This window comes from Roseateles agri (assembly GCF_034043675.1).
GTDB lineage: Bacteria > Pseudomonadota > Gammaproteobacteria > Burkholderiales > Burkholderiaceae_C > KK5.
On sequence record NZ_JAXCLA010000003.1, the window covers coordinates 404,476 to 424,804 of the forward strand.

General features: G+C 67.5%; 14 protein-coding genes. 6 read left to right on the plus strand and 8 right to left on the minus strand.

The window, feature by feature from the left end:
* Positions 1–117 precede the first annotated feature (117 nt).
* Both SNE35_RS10040 and SNE35_RS10045 read left to right on the plus strand, forming a co-directional pair.
* Positions 118–3,078: a TonB-dependent receptor gene (locus SNE35_RS10040; RefSeq protein ID WP_320422759.1), complete on the plus strand. Its 2,961-nt coding sequence runs from the start codon at positions 118–120 to the stop codon at positions 3,076–3,078.
* Between the two features lie 116 nt (positions 3,079–3,194).
* Positions 3,195–3,557: a hypothetical protein gene (locus tag SNE35_RS10045; protein ID WP_320422760.1), complete on the plus strand. Its 363-nt coding sequence runs from the start codon at positions 3,195–3,197 to the stop codon at positions 3,555–3,557.
* A gap of 80 nt (positions 3,558–3,637) precedes the next feature.
* On the opposite strand, the gene SNE35_RS10050 is transcribed toward SNE35_RS10045, so the two are convergent.
* Complete coding sequence (locus SNE35_RS10050) at positions 3,638–6,607, minus strand: TonB-dependent receptor domain-containing protein (RefSeq protein ID WP_320422761.1); 2,970 nt, start codon at positions 6,605–6,607, stop codon at positions 3,638–3,640.
* Positions 6,608–6,894: 287 nt separating this feature from the next.
* A complete protein-coding gene (locus tag SNE35_RS10055; RefSeq protein ID WP_320422762.1) occupies positions 6,895–9,849 on the minus strand; it encodes a TonB-dependent receptor domain-containing protein in 2,955 nt (984 codons plus the stop codon).
* A 250-nt stretch (positions 9,850–10,099) separates the two neighbouring features.
* Between SNE35_RS10055 and SNE35_RS10060 the strand changes: the two genes are divergently transcribed.
* Both SNE35_RS10060 and dacB read left to right on the plus strand, forming a co-directional pair.
* Positions 10,100–11,023, plus strand: a complete 924-nt coding sequence (locus SNE35_RS10060) for an ornithine cyclodeaminase family protein (protein ID WP_320422763.1) — start codon at positions 10,100–10,102, stop codon at positions 11,021–11,023.
* Complete coding sequence (gene dacB, locus SNE35_RS10065) at positions 11,020–12,498, plus strand: D-alanyl-D-alanine carboxypeptidase/D-alanyl-D-alanine endopeptidase (protein WP_320422764.1); 1,479 nt, start codon at positions 11,020–11,022, stop codon at positions 12,496–12,498. The genes SNE35_RS10060 and dacB overlap by 4 nt, the downstream gene beginning before the upstream one ends.
* A gap of 19 nt (positions 12,499–12,517) precedes the next feature.
* Here dacB and SNE35_RS10070 read toward each other — a convergent pair whose 3' ends face one another.
* From SNE35_RS10070 to SNE35_RS10095, 6 genes are all read right to left on the minus strand, one after another.
* Positions 12,518–12,910 carry a YkvA family protein gene (locus tag SNE35_RS10070; RefSeq protein ID WP_320422765.1) on the minus strand — a complete coding sequence of 131 codons (393 nt, stop codon included), beginning with the start codon at positions 12,908–12,910 and terminating at the stop codon, positions 12,518–12,520.
* 684 nt (positions 12,911–13,594) lie between these two features.
* Positions 13,595–14,521 (minus strand): alpha/beta hydrolase, encoded by a 927-nt coding sequence (locus tag SNE35_RS10075; protein WP_320422766.1) that lies wholly within the window; start codon positions 14,519–14,521, stop codon positions 13,595–13,597.
* Complete coding sequence (locus tag SNE35_RS10080) at positions 14,518–15,591, minus strand: S66 peptidase family protein (protein WP_320422767.1); 1,074 nt, start codon at positions 15,589–15,591, stop codon at positions 14,518–14,520. Before SNE35_RS10080 ends, SNE35_RS10075 begins: the two co-directional genes overlap by 4 nt.
* 16 nt (positions 15,592–15,607) lie before the next feature.
* On the minus strand, positions 15,608–16,222 hold the full coding sequence (locus SNE35_RS10085) for a M15 family metallopeptidase (RefSeq protein ID WP_320422768.1): 615 nt from the start codon (positions 16,220–16,222) through the stop codon (positions 15,608–15,610).
* A 7-nt stretch (positions 16,223–16,229) separates the two neighbouring features.
* The gene (locus SNE35_RS10090) at positions 16,230–17,144 is read right to left on the minus strand and encodes a LysR family transcriptional regulator (protein ID WP_320422769.1); all 915 of its coding nucleotides are present in this window, start codon (positions 17,142–17,144) and stop codon (positions 16,230–16,232) included.
* Positions 17,145–17,155: 11 nt separating this feature from the next.
* Positions 17,156–18,760, minus strand: a complete 1,605-nt coding sequence (locus SNE35_RS10095) for an ABC transporter substrate-binding protein (protein ID WP_320422770.1) — start codon at positions 18,758–18,760, stop codon at positions 17,156–17,158.
* A 197-nt stretch (positions 18,761–18,957) separates the two neighbouring features.
* Between SNE35_RS10095 and SNE35_RS10100 the strand changes: the two genes are divergently transcribed.
* The gene (locus SNE35_RS10100) at positions 18,958–19,425 is read left to right on the plus strand and encodes a hypothetical protein (protein ID WP_320422771.1); all 468 of its coding nucleotides are present in this window, start codon (positions 18,958–18,960) and stop codon (positions 19,423–19,425) included.
* Positions 19,422–20,312 carry a DUF2145 domain-containing protein gene (locus tag SNE35_RS10105; protein WP_320422772.1) on the plus strand — a complete coding sequence of 297 codons (891 nt, stop codon included), beginning with the start codon at positions 19,422–19,424 and terminating at the stop codon, positions 20,310–20,312. The genes SNE35_RS10100 and SNE35_RS10105 overlap by 4 nt, the downstream gene beginning before the upstream one ends.
* The last annotated feature ends 17 nt before the right edge of the window (positions 20,313–20,329 follow it).

Sequence of the window (20,329 nt, forward strand, 5' to 3'; positions counted from 1 at the left end):
CCAGGCATTTCTGCTTTGCATAACTTGACGTTATGCAACAGAACTAACAAGTTACTTCATCGGTATATGACCGGTCGATGACGATGCGCTCCCACGTCCATTTGTCGGAAACCGTTGATGATTTTCAAGCGCACTCCTGTCGCGACCGCCGTATCGGTCAGCCTCTTGTTGTCGATCAGCCTGCAGGCCCGCGCCCAGGAAGAGAAGCCCTCCGCGGCTCTGGAAACAGTGACCGTCACCGGCATCCGCGCTTCGACCGAGAAGGCGCTGAGCATGAAGCGCGAAGCCTCCGCCAACGTGGACGTGATCACCGCGGTGGACGTGGGCAAGATGCCCGACAAGAACCTGGCCGACTCGCTGCAGCGCGTCGTCGGCGTGGCGGTACGCACCGACTACGACGAGGCCGAGAAGGTCTCGATGCGCGGCACCAACCCCGACATGACGCTGATCCTGTTCAATGGCCACTCGGTCAGCGGCGGCGACTGGTACCTGGCCGACCAGGCGTCCAGCAGCCGCTCGACCAGCCTGAGCCTGATGCCCTCGTCGGTGCTGAACGCGGCCACCGTCTACAAGACCTCGCAGGCCGACATCGTCGACGGCGGCCTGGCCGGCACCGTCAACGTGACGACGCGTCGCCCGCTGAAGGAGGCGAAGAAGTTCGGCGGCCTGCTGAGCGTCGGCGGCGTCTATGCCGACCTGCCGGCCAAGACCAGCCCGCAGCTCAACGGCAGCGTGAACTGGAAGAACGAGAGCAACACCTTCGGCGTGATCGGCCAGCTGTTCGCCGAGAAGCGCTACGTGCGCCGCGACTCGGTCTCGCGCGCGGCCTACTCGTCCAGCTCCGGCTGGGACGTGATCGACACCGCCGCGATGAAGGGCATCACCGACGCGTCGCTGGCCGGCACGGGCTACAAGGCCTCCGACCTGCAGGGCGTGCGCCTGCCCGGCAGCATGGCGCTGGAGTACGTGGAAGGCGTGCGTGACCGCAAGGGCGGCATGCTGGCGCTGGAGGCCCAGCCGACCGACCGGCTGAACCTCGGCCTGACCGGCTTCTACTCGCGCATGAACGCCAACAACTTCGGCCGCGCCACCTATTCGGCGATCCAGCAGATGCTGCGCGGCCAGAGCTATTCGGTGCAGCAGGGCACGCTGACCAACACGAACGTCTACGCGCAGATCAAGAACCCGGTGATCGTCGACGAGACGACGATCTACGGCGACCACCTGAAGGTGCTCAAGAGCGCGGACATCGTCTTCCCGGACGGCTCCGCGCCCCAGTACCTCGGCAACTCCGAGGGCTACTACCGCAGCGGCGCCCGTTCCAGCAGCGGCTTCCTGGACCTGGACGCCACGATGGAGTTCAGCGACCGCCTGAAGGTCAAGGGCCTGATCAGCACGACGCGCGGCGTGGGCCATACCGAGGCCGACCGCGGCCTCACCTACGACCGCTACGGCCAGGGCGTCTCGTACGCGCTCAATGGCGTGAACGTGGCGCCCGACTTCCACTACATCAACGCCGGCAACCCGAGCTCGCCCACGCTGGATGCCAACGGCGCCGGCTACAAGCTCGATGCGCGCAGTGGCGTGAACTCGTACAACACGGTGGACGCCGAGCACAGCGTTGCGCTCGACGGCGAATTCCGCCAGGACAGCGGCCCGTTCAGCACCTTGCAGTTCGGCCTGCGCCAGGCCGATCACAGCCGCGAGTTCCGCCGCGCGATCAAGGCCTTCAAGTCGGGCACCTTCAGCGGCCCGGATCCTTCGCTGGCCGTGGCCTACCCGGGCAACTTCGGTCAGGCCCTGGGCGGCAACTTCGAGAGCGCGGGCTTCTACTTCCCGAAGGAAGTACTGACCGATTACTTCAACAGCCAGGTGAAGGATGTGGGCTCGGCCTACGAGCGCTTCGTCAGCTCCGAGATCGACGTGCGCGAGCGCCAGCGCGCCGTCTACATGATGCAGAACTTCGAGACGGCCGATAACCGCATCAGCGGCAACATCGGCTTCCGCCTCGTGCGCACCGAGGTCGATTCGCTGATCCCCACACCGGTCTCCACCAAGATCTGCCCGCGCATCGAGCCGGGCCAGCCGGCCACCGCCTGCCCGGGCTACCCCGGCGTGATCAACACCGCCGGCGACGCCCAGCCCTACTACGACGGCGTGCCCTTCAATCCCGCCACCGGCAGCGTCTACTACAAGAAGGCCACGCACAAGAACTTCGACAACATCCTGCCGAGCTTCAACCTGCGCATGGAAGTGGCCAAGGACGTGATCGGCCGCGTCGGCCTCTCCGAGACCATCGGCCGGCAGAACTACAACCTCTACGGCGCCACCTTCGGCACGCCGACCTGCGACGGCTCCGGCAACTGCTCGGTCACCGGCCCGAACCCCGACCTGAAGCCCCTGACCGCGCGCAACCTCGACCTGTCAGTGGCCTGGTTCTTCGCGCGCCGCTCGATGGTGTCGGTGAGCCTGTTCGATTCGCTGATCGACGGCTATGCCAAGACCGGTGCGATCAAGCAGGGCGTCACCGTCGACCTGATCGACCCGACCACCGGCGCGACCAAGACCTACTTCGTCAACACATCCACCCAGCAGAAGGCGCGCATCCGCGGCGTCGAGCTGGCCTATGAGCAGCCGATCGGCGGTGGCTTCGGCTTCCAGTCGAACGCGAGCGTCGCCGAAACCCGCGTGGCCGACGGCCGGCCGATGACCGGCGCCTCGAAGTTCTCCGCCAACCTGGGCGGCTACTTCGAGAACGACATCTTCAGCGTGCGCTTGGTCTACAACTACCGCGGCAAGTACGTGTCCAGCACGACGGCCCCGTCGCCGACGACCAACAGCCAGGGCAACACGACGATCAACGGCGTCGTGATGCCGGTCGCGCCGACGATGGCCGCCCCGGTCTCCAACGTCGCGCTCTCGGCCAACTACAACATCACGCCTGACCTGCAGATCGCCTTCAGCGCCACCAACCTGACCAACCCGACCCGCGCGCAGTACCGTTACAGCGAGGAAGAGCAGCAGAAGCTCGACGCCAGCGGCCGCCAGTACTACCTGGAGGCGCGCTACAAGTTCTGACCCGCTGTGGAAGGAGCGAGCCCCGCGGCGCCCGGCGCCGGCGGGGCTTTTTCATGTGCGGCCGGCATGCGGATTGCCACGGGGCTCTCGGTCGTCATCACCCCGGGATCTCCGCAATGCGCCACATCGCTCTCGTGCTTCTCGCCGGTCTTGCCTGCAGCGCCAGCCAGGCGCAGATGGCGCCGCCGGGCGTCAAGGACATGATCGTCACCGGCGGACTCAACGCCGGCAAGACGCACCGCGTGGCCGAGCACTGCGGCGCCTCCGCCGACACGCTGAAGGCCTACAAGGCCCGCTTCGATGCCGATACCAAGGGCGGCGCGGAGCTCTACGCGAGCCTGGACGTCGACATCGAAAAGGTGTTCCTGCAGGGCCGCAAGGACGGCGATGCGTTCTACGACACGGTCAAGTCCAGCCCCAATCGCGACACCATCTGCTCGCAGACCTTGGCGCTGGTGAAGAGCCAGGCGGGGAAGTAAAAAGCCCGCCGGCTGTGACACCGGCGGGTCGGAAGGCTTGAAGCCGTGAGGCTCTGGGCCGAATAAGAGCGTTCAGGTCATCAGAAGCTGTAGCGCGCGGACACCTGCAGCGTGCGGCCGCGCGGGTCGGCCACCCGAGGGTCGTAGCCGGCGCCGATCACGTAGTCGGGGTCGTGCCAGGTGAACGGCGGCTGGCGGTCGAGCATGTTGACCAAGCCACCAGTCAGGGTCACGTTTTTGATGCCGGTGTAGGTCGTGAACAGATTGAAGGTCGTGTAGCTGGCGATGCGGCGATGGACCGGCGTGCCGGCCGGGTTGGTGCCAACGTAGGGCGTGCGATCTTCGTCGTTGTAGCCGGACGAGTAGTTCACCGACAGCGTCGTCGACCAGTCGTTCAGCGAGAAGGTGGACGAGATGTTCGTCCTCCACTTCTGGTACAGCGTGTCGGTCTTCCATTGGTCCACGTACTGGACCATCGGCTGGCCGTTGATCAGCGCCTCCTTGTCGCTGATCATCTTGGTCGCCGTGCCGGTCGTGACCAGCTTTCCGCCGAGCAGCTTGGCGTTGTGCGTCAGCGTGAAGTCGATGCCCTTGGTGTCCGAACTGCCCGCGTTGATCCAGCCGGCCTGGATGGACGTCAGGTTGCCCTGGTCGTCGCGGATGAAGTTGCTGGCGAAGACGTCGTAGTTCTGCAGTTCCTGCGTGTAGGTCAGCAGGTGGATACGGTCCTTCATGTGGATCTCCCAGTAGTCCGCCGAGGCTGTCAGCGAATCAAGCGGGGAGAACACGACGCCCAGCGAGGCCTGGTGCGATTTCTCGGGTTTCAGGTTCGGATTGCCACCGCTGTTCACGACCAGGTTCGTGATCTGGCAAGCCGGGTTGGTGGGGTCGGCCGCGGGGTTCGGACACTTGAGCGGGTCGGCGAAGGAACTGGTGCCCGAGGACGCCAGTTCGACCGAGGCCAGGTGCAGCTGCTGCGGCGTCGGTGCTCGGAAGCCGGTGCTGGCCGAGCCGCGGAACAGCAGGTCCTTCATCGGGGTGAACTTGAAGGCGAGCTTCGGATTGGTGGTGCCGCCGATTTCCTGGTAGTGGTCATAGCGCAGCGCCAGCTGCAGCTCCAGCATCTTGGTCACCGGCAGGATCAGCTCGCCATAGACGGCGCCGATTTTGCGCGAGGAATTCGGCGCGGAGCCGTTGCCGGTACAGCCCATCACCGAATTGGCGAGCTCCAGGTTGGCCAGCGAGAAGCTGGAAACGCAGTTGTAGCCCTGCGTGCCGGAGAAGTCGTAGGACTCCTTGCGGGCCTCGACGCCGACCGCGAAATCCGCTTCGCCGGCTGGCAGCGTGAAGGCCTTGCCGGAGATGGAGGCCAGGCCAGTGTCCACCGTGGTCTTGCCGCTCTGCAGGCGGCCGTGCACTTGGCTGTCGGCGATGGCGGCCTGGGCCTCGGGGCTCTGGCTCTGGCCAGGCATCAGGAAGGGGTTGTAGATGCCGCTGGCCAGTAGCGCGATCAGCTTGTTGGTGTCGGCAAAGCCGTTCAGCATGTCGGTGTGGCCGCCGGCCTCGCCATGGCTGATCGAAGCCTTGTAGTCGTAGTCGTTCCAGGTGCCGTCCACACCCAGCGTGAGGCGCTGGTTGGTAGAAACGTTGTCGACCGTGCGATAGCCCCAGTCATTCATGCGCAGCCGGTAGGCGATCGGCTTGGTCGGGTCGAACTGCGCCGCACCGTACTGGGCCAGCAGGTTCTGGTAGTACGGGCCGCTGACCGGATAGTTGCCGAGCGACGTGCCGTTCGTGTTCGGAATGCCGCCGTACTTGGCGAAGGCCGCTTGTGCGGCAGCGGCAGCCGAGCCAGCAGCCGTGAGGGCTGCGGAGGTCGGGCCCGAGGTGGTGGAGAACTGGTAGGGCGTGTACTCGCCGTGGTTGGAGACGCGCGAGCCCACATACTCGACGAAGCCGGTGGCATCCTTGCCCAGGGCCACGGTGCCGCGCAGCACGGCGCTGAGGTCCTTCTGCGGCGCCTGCATCATGTACTGGCGGGCGTAGTCCGTGCCGCAGCGGTAAGTGCTATTGGCGGCGCTGTAGCCCAGGCCCGGGATGATCGTGATGTTGGGCACCTGGCCGACGCCGAAGGGCACCGAGTTGCAGCCAGCACCACTGAGCGCCATGCCGTTCAGCACGGTGTACTGGGTCGCGCCACCGCCGGCGATGGTGGTGCCGGTGGTGGACAGGGCGGTGCCGGTGGCGCCGATGATGTTGGCGTAGCCGGGCGAGCTGGTCGTGTCGGGCACGGCGAAGGCGCTCGGGTTGTAGCCGGTGGCCCAGCTGCGATCGATGCCGCGCAGCGCGGCATTGTTGTCGCCGCTGATGCTGCCCATGATGTTGAAGCCTTCCTTGTCCAGGCTGCCGAAGCCGCCGGCCACGCTGAGCTTGCGCTGGATGCCGGCGCTGTTGATCGTCGGCACGGACGAGGTGCCGGAGATCGAGAAGCCCTGGTAGTCCTTCTTCAGGATGAAGTTGATGACGCCGCCGATCGCGTCGGTGCCGTAGATCGCCGAGGCGCCGTCCTTCAGGATTTCAACGCGCTCGATCATCTCGAACGGGATCGCGTTCAGGTCGACCGAGCCGCCGGAGAGACCCTGGTTCGACAGGCGCCGGCCGTCCAGCAGGATCAATGTGCCGGTCGCGCCAAGGCCGCGCAGGTTGGCGTAGTTCCCGCCACCACCCAGGCGGTCACCCTCGGTGCTGAACACCGTGTTGCTGGAGACCGTGCTGCCGGCCGATGCCGCGTTGGCGCCGATCTGGCGCAGCAAGGCATCGGTGGAGGTGATGCCCATGTTGCGCATCTGCGTGGCGGTGACGACCTCCAGCGGCAGCGCGCCTTCGTCCTTCACCCGCTTGATCGAGGAGCCGGTCACTTCGACGCGCTCGATCTTCTCGGCGGACGCGTTGGTGTTGTTGTTATCACCCTGCTGCGCGAGGGCAGCCACGGCGAGTTGCGAGCATAGGCCGACCAGCGCGAGGCTTCGCGCGAGCTTGTTCAATTTCACGGGTCACTCCTTCAACGACGTCCTTCCCGTCAGCCAGCCGGACGGCTGGGTTTCGCGGGCTTTTTCTGAATCACTGAGATTCATGATCGGACAGGAGCCGCGGACGGCGCCAGAGGGAAGGGACGTATTTGTGGCGCGTATCGCAATGAATCCTTATTGCGCGCCCATAGCTCGGAGTAATGACAAGGCTAAAAAAGCCTTGTTTATTGCTATCAAGTAAACGAGTGTTGAGTTAATGAAAAAACCCGCCGGGCCGAAGCCGGGCGGGTCGCTTGAAACGGCGACGATTACCAGAACTTGTAATCGGCTCCGATGACGTAGGAACGGCCGCGCGGATCGGCCACGCGCGGTTCCCAGCTGCTGCCGGAGCCGGTGTTGGTGTCGTAGCTGTTGGCGAACGGCGGGTCCTTGTCGAACAGGTTCTTGATCGCGAAGTTCAGCGTCAGGTCCTTGATGCCGGCGTAGGAAACGCCCAGCGTGTGCAGGATGTAAGGCTTGACCTTGGGGTTCCAGGCCGGCACCGAAGCGTTGCCGTTGGCCACGCCCGGCGGCACGTAGCCGACATAGCCGCCGACGTACTGCTGGCGCAGCGAGGTCACCCAGTCGCCGTAGGCGTAGTTGATGAAGGCCACGTGCTTCCAGCGGATGCCGAGGTCGCTGGAGCGGGTGAACTGCCCGACCTCACTGGGGCCGAAGGGCGAGTTCGTCGTCAGCCGCGACTTCTTCTCCAGCAGGTAGGAGCCGTCGAGGCCGGCGCTCAGCGTGCCGCCGCCGACCTTGCCCGAGCCGCGCAGCGTCAGCTCGAGGCCGCGGGTGCGGGTCTCGCCGGCGTTGATCCAGCTCAGGTCGACGGACTTCAGCGAATCGTCCGGGTTGCGGATGAAGCGATCGCTGAACAGCGCGTAGTTGGCGAAGAAGGTCGACTGGGTGAAGGCCTGGATGGTGCCGTCACGCCGGATGTCCCACAGGTCTAGGCTGGCGCTGTAGCCGGGCATCGGCTCGAAGACGAAGCCGATGTTGGCCATCTTCGACTTCTCGGGCCCGAGGTTCGGCACGCCGCCGAACAGCGTCGTGAAAGTGATGGCCTGGCAGCCCGGCGCACTGCTCACGACGAGCGAGGGGCAGGTCTTGGGATCGGCCACGCCGGCGCCGGTGGCGGGGGATTCGGTTACGCCGTTGAACAGCTGGTTGAAGGTCGGCACGCGGAAGCCGGTGCTGTAGGAGCCGCGGAAGATCAGCGACTCCAGCGGGGCGAAGCGCAGCGACACCTTCGGGTTGGTCGTGCTGCCGAAGCCGGTGTAGTCGTCGTAGCGCACCGACAGGTTCAGCTCCAGGCTCTTCGTGACCGGCAGGATCACTTCGCCGAACACCGCCTTCACGTTGCGCTTCACGCCGCTCAGCGCATTGATGTTGTCGAAGGCGGCGTTGAAGATCCAGGTGTTGATGTCGTTGGTGTTGACGGTGCTGTTGCCGTCGAACTTGTACTTCTCCTGGCGGAAGTCGACGCCCAAAGCGCCCAGCGCGTCGCCGGCCGGCATCTTGAACAGCGGGCCGCTGAAGGTCGCGTCGGCCTCGGTCGTCGTGTACTTGCCGCCGTAGAGCTTGGTGCCTTCGGCCGAGATGTCCTTCAGGCCCTGGATCGCCGCGGCGGATTGCTGCTCGCCGGCCAGCAGGAAGGGGTTCAGGGTGCCGCTGTTGATCAGGTTCGCCAGGCCGACATAGTTCTGGTAGCCGGAGCCCAGCGTCGAGTTGGACTTGCTCCAGGCCTGCGAGACGCCGACCTTGTAGTCCCAGTCCTTGATGAAGTTCATCGGCCCGTCCATGCCGACCAGCAGGCGGCCGGTGTCGGTGATGGTGTTGTATTCGCGGTTGCCGCATTCCATGCAGCGCCAGCGGAAGGTCATCGGCAGGCCGCGGTTGGCTTCCAGCTCGGGGAAAGCGCCCACCAGCGCGTTGAACACGCGGTCGTAGCCGGCGCCCGTGCTCGGGTAGGCGAGGTTGCGGAAGGGGCTCGCCACCGTGCTGCCGTTGGGCAGCGTGACCGTCGAGGTGGCGGAGCCGCTGCTGATCTGGTTGGGCGAGAAGATCTTGTGCGAGTCCGAGCGACCCAGCAGCACCTCGGCGCTCAGCATGTGCTCGCCCAGCTTCAGCATGCCGCGCGTGACCAGGTTGGTGTTCTTGACCGGCTGCTGGATCACCGCGGCCTTGCCGGTGTCCCAGGCGCAGCCGAACTGGTTGGCCGGCGAGGCGGCGGCCGAGTTCCACAGCTTCTCGGCGTAGGGGCCCATGCCGGGTTGCGAATCGCAGCCGGCGGCGCCGGGCAGGTCCAGCGTGTTCACGCTGTTCAGCGTGGCGCCCTGGTACAGCGGGCCGACGTAGTTGTTGGCCTGGCCGGGGCGGGTCAGCACGTTCTTGATCGTGCCGCCGGAGGCGGTCGTCGAGGCCAGGAACAGCGTCGCGAAGGGCGTGCCGCGCGTGTCGGGCGAGAGTCCGCGGTCCGGCTGGAAGCTGTTGACGAAGTCGCGCTGCGAGCCGTCCAGGCGCTTGTTGTCGGTGACGGACAGGGTGGCCAGCAGGTTGAAGCCGTTGGTGTCCAGGTCGCCGACGCCGCCGGTGACCGAGGCGCGGTAGATGTTGCCGCCGCCGTGCTCGGTGGCGTCCGCGGTGGCGCTGACCTGCAGGCCCTTGTAGTTCTTGCGCAGGATGAAGTTGATGACGCCGCCGACGGCGTCGGTGCCGTAGGTGGACGAGGCGCCGTCCTTCAGCACCTCGATGCGCTCGACGGCGGCCATCGGGATCTGGTTCAGGTCGACCACGCCGCCGTTCAGGCCGTGGGCCGCGACGCGGCGGCCGTTCAGCAGGATCAAGGTGGCGTTGGCGCCCTGGCCGCGCAGGTTGGCCGAGGTCGAGCCATTGTTGCCGCGCGACTGGCCGGACACCACGTCGGCATTGCTGGCCAGGTTGTCCAGGCCGTTGCCGTTGCTGGTCAGGGTGGCGATCAGTTGCTCGGCCGAGACGATGCCTTGCCGATCGAGGTCCTTGCGCGAGATGACCTGCACCGGCAGCGCGCCCTCGCTCTGGATGCGCTTGATGCTCGAGCCGGTGATCTCCACGCGCTCCAGCTTCTGCGAGACATCGTCCTGGGCCGCGGCGAGGCCCGATGTGACCAGGCCCAGCAGGGCCAGGGTGCGTGCGAGCGTCTTCAGTTCCATCATGTTCCCCTTCAACGTCAATGCAGACATCAAGCGCGCTTCTTGTGAAACACGTCTTTGCGTAGCTTTGCATGATGAACAAGAGGAGACATGAAGCGCCAGAGGGGCAGTCCCCGAGTGTTGCTTCCGGCGCCATGAATGATTCTCTGGGCTGCATAACTTCCCGGAATGCGCGCATTCCGCGCTAGGCGTCCGCACGAACATTTCGTTATGTCCGGGGTCGGCGCGGCCCGATAAAGTCGGTCGCTTTGTCCACACGCTTCTTGAGCCCGCCCGACACATGCAATTGATCACCGAAGCCCAGGTCCGTGCCACCCTCAAGCTGCCCGAGGCCGTGGCCGCGCTGCACGAGGCCTTTCTCCAGCACGGCCGTGGCCAGGGCGCGATGCTGGCGCGCGGGCGGGCCGCCGTGCAGCATGAGGACAAGGCGCTGATCGTCAGTGCGATGGGCGCGGCGCTGCCGGGCAGCGACGTGCTGGGCACCAAGGTCTACTCCAGCATCAACGGCCAGTTCCAGTTCGTCATCACGCTGTTCTCGGCCACCACCGGGCTGCCGCTGGCCACGCTGGAAGCCAATGAGCTGACCCGGCTGCGCACGGCCGCTGCCACCGCCGTGGCCACCGACGCGCTGGCCGGGGCGGACGCCAAGGTACTGGCCATCTTCGGTGCCGGCACCCAGGCCAAGGCGCATGCCGAGGCGCTGCTGCCGCTGCGCGGCTTCGAGCGCGTGCTGGTCTGCGCGCGCAGCGGCGGCGCCGCCCTGGCCGCCGAGCTGAGCACGGCGCACGGCATCCCGGCCGAAGCCGTCGACGCCGCCACGGCCGCCGCGGCGGGCGACGTCATCGTCACCTGCACCCGTGCGATGGAGCCCTTGTTCGACGGCAAGCTCGTCAAGCCCGGCGCCTTCGTCGCCGCGGTCGGCTCCAGCAAGCCGGTGGCGCGCGAGCTGGACGATGCGCTGCTGTCGCGCGCGGCGCTGATCGCCGTCGAATGGCTGCCCGCCGCCGAGGGCGAGGCCGGCGAATTCAAGCGCGCCGCGCCCGGCGTGATCCAGCCCGAGCGCGTGGCCGAGCTGGGCGCGCTGCTGAACAAGCCGCGGTTGCGCGCCGCGAGCGACATCACCGTCTACAAGAGCGTGGGCATCGGCCTGGAAGACGTGGCGCTGGCCCAGCTCGTGTTCCAGCGCCTGCAGGAGGCCGCATGAAAGCCGCGGTCACCGTTGCGCTGGCCTTGTCGCTGAGTGCCTGTGCCTCCTGGCAGCCGGCGCCGGCCGTGCCGGACGAGGTCAAGCAGGCGATGACTCAGGCCGGCCTGCCGCTGAGCGCGCTGGGCGTCGTCGCCTATCCGATCGGCGACGCGGCCCATGCGCTGCGGCTCAACGAGCAGCAGCCGATGCGCCCGGCCTCGACGATGAAGCTGGTGACCGGCGCCGTCGCGCTGGACAAGCTCGGCACCAACTGGCGCGGCCGCACCGATCTGCTCGTCGATGCCGCGGCCTTCGCGGCCCTGTCGCCGAAGGACGGCGTGCTGGCCGGCCCGCTGTACCTGCGCGGTGGTGCCGACACCGACCTCGACTGGGGCGAACTCGTGCAACTGCTGCGCGACCTGCGCGAGCGCGGCGTGCGTGAGATCCAGGGCGGCCTGGTCGTGGACCGCACGCTGTTCCGCCCGGCGCGGCTGGACCTGGGCGTGCCGCCCTTCGACGACACGCCCGAGTCCTACTACAACGCCATCCCCGACGCGCTGAACCTCAACGGCAACCTGCTTACCTACGCGCTGAAGTCCGATGCGAAGACCGGCGCCGTCGAGGCCTGGACCTCGCCCGCCTGGCCCGGCATCACCGTCGACGCCAGCGCGATGACGCCCAGCGACGCCGCCTGCAAGGACTGGGAGCGCGGCTGGCAGAGCCCGCTGGTGCTGCCGCTGCCGCCCGCGCAGGCCGCGGCGCAGACGCAGCACGTCGTGCTGCAGGGCAGCTTCCCGCGGGGTTGCGAGCGGCAGGAAGAGTTCACCAACCTGGTCGACCGCCAGTGGCTGGCTGCGCAGGCGGTGCGCCAGATCTGGGGCGAACTGGGCGGCAAGCTGGGCGGCAGCCCCGCGACCGACCGCGAAGGCGCCACGCCGGCCGACGCCAAGCTGCTCGCCACGCACCAGGGCCACCCGCTGGCCGAAGTGATGCGCGGCATGATGAAGCGCAGCGACAACGCGCTGACCCGACTGACCTACCTGCGCTTTGGCGCTGACGCCGCCGCAGCCGACGAGCCGACGCTGGCCGCGTCCGAACGCGTCGTGCGCGACTGGTTCGCCGCGCATGGCATCGATGCCACGGGCCTGGTGCTGGAGAACGGCTCCGGCCTGTCGCGGCTGGAGCGCATCAAGCCCGCGCAGCTGGCCGCGCTGCTGCAGGCCGCGCACGACGGCCCCCAAGGCCCCGAGCTGCTGGCCATGCTGCCGGTGGCCGGCGTCGACGGCACCTTGCGTCGCCGCATGAAGGGCACGCCCGCCGAGGGCCGCGCGCGGATGAAGACCGGCACGCTGCACGACACCTTCGCCCTGGCCGGCTACGTGCCCGACGCGCACGGCCGGCTGTGGATCGTCGTCGGCATGATCAACGACGAGAACGGCGACAAGGGCAAGCCGGCACTGGATGCTCTGGCAGCCTGGGTGGCGCGCCAGTAAGTAGCTAGTAACTGCTGGGTTACTCCAGCGGGAGCAGTGCCCAAGTCAGGCCTGCCAGCGCGGCCAGCCACAGCGCGATGATGGCGGCCGCGCCGGTGCGGCTGCGCGGCTTGCCGTGGCCGGCCTGCAGCCAGGCGTCAGCCTTGGCGCGGCATTCCTGCATCAAGGCCGGCGGTATCAGGCGGATCGCCAGCCAGATCAGCGCGGGCAGCAGCAGCGCGTCGTCGACGAAGCCGAGTATTGGGATGAAGTCGGGGATCAGGTCGATCGGGCTCAGCGCGTAGGCGACGACTGTGGCGCAGAGCAGGCGTGGGAGCCATGGCGTGCGGGGGTCGCGGGCGGCGAACCACAGGGCGATGCCTTCGCGTTTGAGCTTGCGGGCCCAGTCGATGACGCGTGTCTTGAGCTGCATGCTTGCAGGTGTAAGCGATGTGGGTGTGACTGCCAAGACATGGTCGTTGCCGCTGCGGCTGTTGATGTCTTTTGCCACGGTGCCGGGACTCGCCCCGGCGGGCGACTCACTTTCTTGGGCGCCCAAGAAAGTAAGCAAAGAAACCGCCCCTACTGTCTTCGCCCTCCGCTGCGCTGCGGGTGCCCTGCGGTGCTCGCGACTTGGGCCCCGCGCCGAACTCACTTCGCTACGCTCCGTTCAGACATGCGGCGCGAGTCAGTTCACGATGTTCGCTTCGCTCACGGTCCCAAGCCGCTGTGCTCCTCGGCGAAGCCACAAGGGGCCAGCCTGATCGGCTCGCTGCGCATCGCCTCCAAGGGCGCCGCAAGCGGCGCTCATCAAGGCGATGCGTAGCGAGCCGTATCGAGTTCCCCTTCTGCGCCGCCGAGAAGCGCAGAAGTCCGGGGCGCGCGCGCAGCGCGCTTCATAGACATGCTTCGCGCCGTCTGTTTGAGCGGAGCGTAGCGCAGCGAGTTTGGCGCGGCCCCGGGTTTCGAGCATCGCAGGGAACCCGACCGAAGAGAGGGCGGCGCAGTAGGGGCGGTTTCTTTGGTTCCTTTCTTGGGCGCCCAAGAAAGGGACTCGCCCGCCGGGGCGAGTCCCGGCATCGTGGCGCAAGACAACCCTAGCCACAACGGCAAAACCTCAGCGCTCCAGCGAGCCCTTCAGCCCCTGCTTCTCAAGAAACGCCCGCATCGCCTCGATCGACCGGATCATCTGCTCACGATTGAACCCGTGCCCCGCCCCGGGAATCAGCAGCAACTCATTCGGCACACCAGCACGGGTCAGGGCCTCATGCAGACGAATCGACTGCTCGACCGGCACCGTCGCATCCGCCTCGCCATGAAAGCTGATCACCGGCGGCGTGTCCGCTCGCACGTTGTCGATCGGCGAGATCTCGTGCGCCAGCGCCTCGCGTTCAGCATCCGGCATTGAACCGAACCATTCGACGGCATAAGGCTTCTCGTGCGACCCGTGCAGCAGGTCCGCCACGTCGCTGATACCGAACCAGTTGACGATGGCGGCCACCTTGGGCACGGCCACGGCGCCGCGGGTCCAGCGCTGTGATTCGTCGGCTGGGCAGCCGCGGTCGAAGCGGTTGCCGGCGGGCAGCATGCCGGCGATCAGGGCCAGGTGGCCGCCGGCGGAACCGCCGGCCAGCACGATGCGGCGCGGGTCGATGTGCAGTTCCTCGGCGCGGCGGCCGAGATAGGCCAGCGCGCAGCGCACGTCTTCCACCGCGGCCGGTGCGGGCGCCGTCGGGCCCATGCGGTACTCGACGTTGGCGGCCGCCCAGCCCATCTGCAGGAAGGGCATCAGGCGCAGGTTCGCCACTTCGCGCGCGCCGCTGACCCAGCCGCCGCCGTGGAGGTAGACGACCAGCGGCACCGGGTGCTTCACGCGGTCGAAGGGCAGGTAGAGGTCGAGCTTCAGCTCCTGCCCGCTGGCGCGCTGGTAGGTGAGGCCGGGCCACATCGAGATGTCGGTGCCGCTGGCATCGACGAAGGAGTCGGTGGCATGGCTCGCCATCGCGGCCAGGCCGAAAAGCAGGGCCGCAGCAAGCTTCTTCATGCCAGCGTGGCAGGCTGCAGCAGGCGGATCGTGCGGGCGTCGGCGTCCACTTCCGCCGGCGCGCCGACGGGCACGGTCAGCTTCAGCTTGACGTGGCCGAACATCGCGCCGCGGTAGACCGGCACGTTCAGCGGCAGGAAATAGTCGTTCAGGATTTCTTCGAGCGTCAGGTTGCCGTAGCCGTCGCCCGGCTCGCACTTGGTGAACTGGCCGATGACGACGCCGGCGAGCTGGTCGAAGGCGCCGGCCAGACGCAAGGTGGAGAGCATGCGCTCCACGCGGTAGAGGTACTCGTTGATTTCCTCGATGAAGAGGATCGCGCCGCGGCAGTCGGGGAAATAGTCGCTGCCGGCCAGCGAGCTCAGCACGCTGAGGTTGCCGCCGACCAGCACGCCGCGGGCCTTGCCGCCGCGCAGCGTGACCGTGCGCTCGCCGCGGGCTACCAGGTTGTCGCCTCGCGAGGGCTCGGGGTTGCGCAAGGTGGCGGCCTCGCCGCGCATCACGACGGCCTGGAAGTTCTCGACCGAGTAGCCGTTCCACTCGCTCTCGCCCACCGGGGCGTGGAAGGTGACGAGGCCGGTCTGGCGCTGGATCGCGTTGAGCAGGCAGGTGATGTCGGAGAAGCCGCCGAAGTATTTCGGGTTGCGGCGGATCGTCGCGTAGTCGAGCTTGTCGACGATGCGGTTGCAGCCGGAGCCGCCGGTCATCGCGAAGATGCCGGCGATGGCGGGGTCGGCGAACATCGCGTTCAGGTCGCCGGCGCGCTCGGCATCGGCGCCGCCGAACTTGCCCCAGCGCGAGCGCAGGTGACGGCCCTCGCGCACCTGGAAGCCCAGCGCCTTCAAGGTGTCGATCGCGTAGTCGAAGTCGTCGCTCATCCAGCTGGCATTGGCCGGGCTGACCAGGCCCACGGTATCGCCGGGCTTCAGCGCGCGGGGCAGCAACGTGGGCATGCGCTGGGTTTGGGCGTTAGCGTTGGCGGCGGAGGCGACCGAGCTTGCGGCGGCCAGGCCACTGAATGCGAGCGATTGGGCGAGCGATTGGGCGAATTGGCGACGGGGCAGGGTCATGCGCTGAAGCGGAAAGTTAGAGGACGCGCGGCAGGTCTCGACGAACCGCTACGCGGTCGCCGAAATCGAAATGCCACCACTCGGTGCTGATGCCGTGGAAGCCGGCCTGCCGCATCGCGGCGCGCAGCCAGCCGCGCTCGGCGAGGTGTGAGGCCTGCAGCTGGCCCTGGGCCAGCAGCTCGACCTCGTACTCCGGGTGCGAGCCCAGGGCCATCTCGTCGAAGCCGGTGCCCATGTCGACCTCGCGGCCCTCGGGGTCGATCACGGTGAGGTCCACGGCCATGCCGAACGAGTGGATCGAGCCGCGCTCGGGGTTGGCGAGGTACATCGTCAATGGCGTGCCGGCCAGTTCGTTCCACAGCATCTCCTGGACGCGCTGCGGGCGCAGCGCGTCGAGCACGCGCAGCGTGAAGCCGGGCCGGTGCGCGGCCAGCCAGGCGGCGGCGTTTTCCAGCGCATCAGCGGCCTCGCGGCGCAGCCAGGCGCAGTCCAGGCCGCCGTAGACGTCGCGGCCGACGAAGTTGTCGGGCGTGGCGTAGCGCAGGTCCACGCTGACGCCGGGAATGCTCAGCAGGGAGCGGAAATCGGCATGCCGCGGCACGTCCTCGCAACTGATCATCGGGGTCGTCATTGCTTCGTCAGGCGGCTTCTTGTTCTTCGAGGCTGACGAGCTTGTCGCGTGCCGCCTCGCCCAGGTACTTCACGAGGCGCCGCGCGGTCTGCGCCAGCGGCGCGCTGGCGGCGGTCAGCAGGTAGAGCTGCACCGGAACCTGCGGCGCCAGCGGACGCAGCTTCACGCGCGTGCGGTCGGCCGAGGCGGCGGTGAACGGGTCGACGACCGTCATGCCCACGCCGGCCTCGACCAGCGCGCGGGCGAGCTGGTAGGTCTGCACGGTGATGCGGCATTGCAGCGGCGTGCCCTGGGCCTCGCTGGCGTTGTGCACGACGTTGGCCAGCGGATCGTCGCCGGCCAGGCCCACGAGCTCGGTCGAGATCTCGCTGATCGTCAGCGGGCCGCTGCCCTGCGCCTCGGGGCCGCCGATCGGGCAGACGGCCATCATCTGGCCGGTGGCCAGCGTCTCCGCCTTGATGCCGGGGTGGCGCGGATCCTGCAGCGAGAGTGCCATGTCCGCCTCGCCGAGCAGCAGCGCGGCGACGATCTCGCGCGTGTGATTGGTCGCCAGCGAGCAGCGGCTCAAGGGGAAGGCGCGGCACCACTGCGTCATCGCGGCCGGCACGACGCCAGCGGCCAGCGTCGGCGTGGCGACGAGCCGCACCTCTTCCGATTCGCCGCTGCGCAGGCTGGCGGCCAGGCGCCGGATGCCGACCAGGTCGCGGTTCAGCTTGTCGATCTCGACGAACAGGCGCTGCGCCTCCGGCGTCGGATAGAGCTTGCCGCGCACGCGGTCGAACAGCGGCATGCCCAGCTGCAGCTCGCAGTGCTGCAGCACCTTGGTCACGGCCGGCTGCGAGATGTGCAGCAGCTGCGCGGCACCGCTGATGGTGCCGGCCTGCATGATGGCGTGGAAGACTTCGATGTGGCGTAAGCGCATGACGGCCTTAGCTACCTTCTATAGACGTTTTCAAAATCGACGGAACCGTTCGGGGCCATGATGAAGCCCATAACGTCGTCCCTCAGCGGAATGTAGACGGTCGAGTGGGCCATCGTGATCCAGGGGCGTTCGCGCTTGAAGATCTCCTGCGCCTGCACGTAGAGCGCCAGGCGGCGGGGCACGTCGGTGGTGGCGCGGGCCTCGTCGATCAGCTTCTCGAAGTCCTTGTTGCAGAACTTCACGCCCGTGACGTTGGCGGCGCAGCTCAGGTTGGGCGTGAGGAATTCGTCCGCATCGCCGGTCTCGCCCGACCAGCCGCTCATGTAGACGCTGTGCTCGCCGCGGTTGGCCCGCTTCAGGTACTCGCCCCACTCGTAGGTCTTGATGTTGGCCTTGACGCCGATCTTGGCCCAGTCCTGCTGGATCAGCTGCGCCATCAGCTGGCCGTTCGGGTTGGTGGGCCGTGCCACCGGCAGCGCCCAGAGGTCGATCTCCATGCCGTTCGGGAAGCCGGCCTTGGCCAGCAGTTCCCTGGCGCGGGCCGGGTTGTACTCGTTCTTCAGCGCCGTGTCGTAGCCGGGGATGGCAGGCGGGAAGGCGCTGACGGCCTGGGTCGCGTCGCCGCGCGGGAACAACGCCTTGAAGATCGCGTTGCGGTCGATCGCGATGTCCAGCGCCACGCGCACGTCCCGGTTGTCCGTCGGCGGCTTGCGCATGTTGAAGGACAGGTAGGAGATGTTCAGCGCCTGGATCTTCTCGATCCGGATGCCCTTGCGGCCGTCCAGCGAGGCGACGTCGACGTCGCGCAGCGCGGACGTGACCTGGCATTCGCCGGCCATCAGCTTCTGCACGCGCACATTGGGCTCGCGGCTGATGCTGAAGATCAGGTTCTGTGTGCGCTGCGGCTCGCCCCAGTAGTCGGGGTTGGCCGTCATGCGGATCACGTCGTCCTTGGCGTAGGACTTGAAGCGGTAGGGCCCGGTGCCGACCGGCTTGTTGTTGATCTCGCTGGCCTTGCCGTCGCGCAGCAGCTGGGCGGCGTACTCGGCCGACTGGATGCCGGTCCAGGCCATCGCGAAGTTGGCGATGAAGGGCACGTTGGCCTCCTTCAACCGGAAGCGCACCGTGTAGTCATCCACCCGGTCGATGCCGGCGAGCAGCTTGGCCAGGCCGATGTTCTGCGGGAACACGAAGGTGGCCGGGAAGGCCTTGTTGAACGCCGTGTTCGGATCGATGAAGCGCTGGAACGTGAACAACACGTCGTCGGCGTTGAACTCGCGCGTCGGTGTGAAGTAGGGCGTCGTGTGGAACTTCACCCCATTGCGCAGCGTGAAGGTGATCGTCTTCGCATCGGGCGAGACGGTCCACGACGTGGCCAGCTTGGGCACCAGCTCGGTCGAGCCGCGCTTGAAGTCCAGCAGGCCCTGGAACATCTGGTGCGAGACGGTGTTGGTGCTGGCGCTGTCCCACATGCCGGGGTCGAAGCCCTCCGGGCTGGCGTCGGCGCAGTAGACGAGGGCCTTGGGCTTGGCGGCCTGGGCTTCTCCCGTGAACCCCAGCAGCGAGGCCGCGGCCAGCACGAGCAGGGAGAGCGAGGTCGACAAGGGCAATTTCATCGGACGGCAACGACTGGGCAGGAAGCCCGGATTTTCAAGGGCCGCCCCGCTGCGGCAACTGAGAACACCGGCACGGCCTATAACTTTTGATTATGTCCGTCGGGAAGCCTCTTGCGGCCTCTTTACCGAAAGGCCGGGCTTGCCGCCGGGTATCCTTGCGCCACCTTTTGACTCCGCTCGCTTGGAGCGTTATTGCCATGAACCGTTCGTTCCATCTGGGTCTCGTCCTGGCCGGTGCTGCGGCGCTCGCGACAGGCAGCCTGCCGGCGCTCGCGGCCAGTTCCGCCGCCTCGTCGGCCTCCGACAGCGCTTCGGACTCGGTCGGCGCCAGCTCCAAGTCGATCACGCAGTCGAGCAACAGTTCCTCCGGCGACCGCAAGACGGCGGCGGGCGACTACAAGGTCATCGAGATGGCCGAGGCCGAGGGCCAGCCGGGCATGCTGAGGCTCCGGCTGCAGGCCGCCGCGGACGAGACCAACGAGTTCTTCCTGACCTTGCCGCGCCAGGCGGCGCTGAACGGCCACGTGGCCACCGGCGACATCGTGCGCGCGAACGAGCGTCCGTATGGGCTGGAGTTCGCGGCGGCGGCTGACAACAAGGCCTTCTTCCTGGTCGTCGACGACGACTGGCACAAGGAACTGCAGAGCCGGCCCGTGACGCTGTGACACCGGCGCGCACTGCCGCATTGACTGCGGCGGTGCTGGCCCTGCTGCTGGCTGCCGGCGGCGCGCGGGCCGATTCCCTGCGTTTCTGCGATGTGCAGAAGGAGCCGAACGCCACCGAGCAGGACGCGCTGCTGCGCTTCAGCGCCCTCGTCAAGGACGAACTGGCGGCCTCGGGGCAAGACCTGGCCCTGGTGTCGCGCTCCGGCTTGAACCTGCAGCGCATCGGCCAGCGCTATTCGCACGCCGGCATCAGCCTGAAGGCGAGCGCCAACGGCCCCTGGTCGGTGCGCCAGCTGTACTACGCCTGCGACGAGAAGAAGCCGCGCATCTTCGACCAGGGCATGGCCGGCTTCGTGCTGGGCACCAGCGACGTGGCGCAGGCCTACGTCTCGCTGGTGTTCCTGCCGGCCGAGGCGGGCGCTGAGCTGGAAGCCGCCGCCCTTGATGACCGCCGCGCGCTGGCCCTGCTCGGCGCGAACTACAGCGCCAATGCCTATCCGTTCAGCCTCGCGTTCCAGAACTGCAACCAGTGGGTCGCGGAGATGCTGGCCATGGCCTGGGGCGCCGCGGGCGACCGTGCCGATGCACAACAGTGGCTGCAGGCCCAGCACTACGAGCCGACGAACATCCAGCTCGGCCCGCTGATGCTGCTGGGCCTGTTCGTTCCCTGGGTGCACAGCGGCGACCATCCGCCGGCCGATACCGGCGCCGGCCGCTACCGCGTCAGCATGCCGGCCTCGCTGGAGGCCTTCGCGCGCGAACGGGTGCCGGGGGCGACGCGGGTCGAGCTGTGCCGCAGCGGCGCGCGCATCGTCATTCACCGCGGCTGGACGCCGATCGCCGAGGGCTGCGTCGCCGCCGAGGGCGACACCGAGCTGGCGCTCTGACCGGCGCCGCGCCGCCC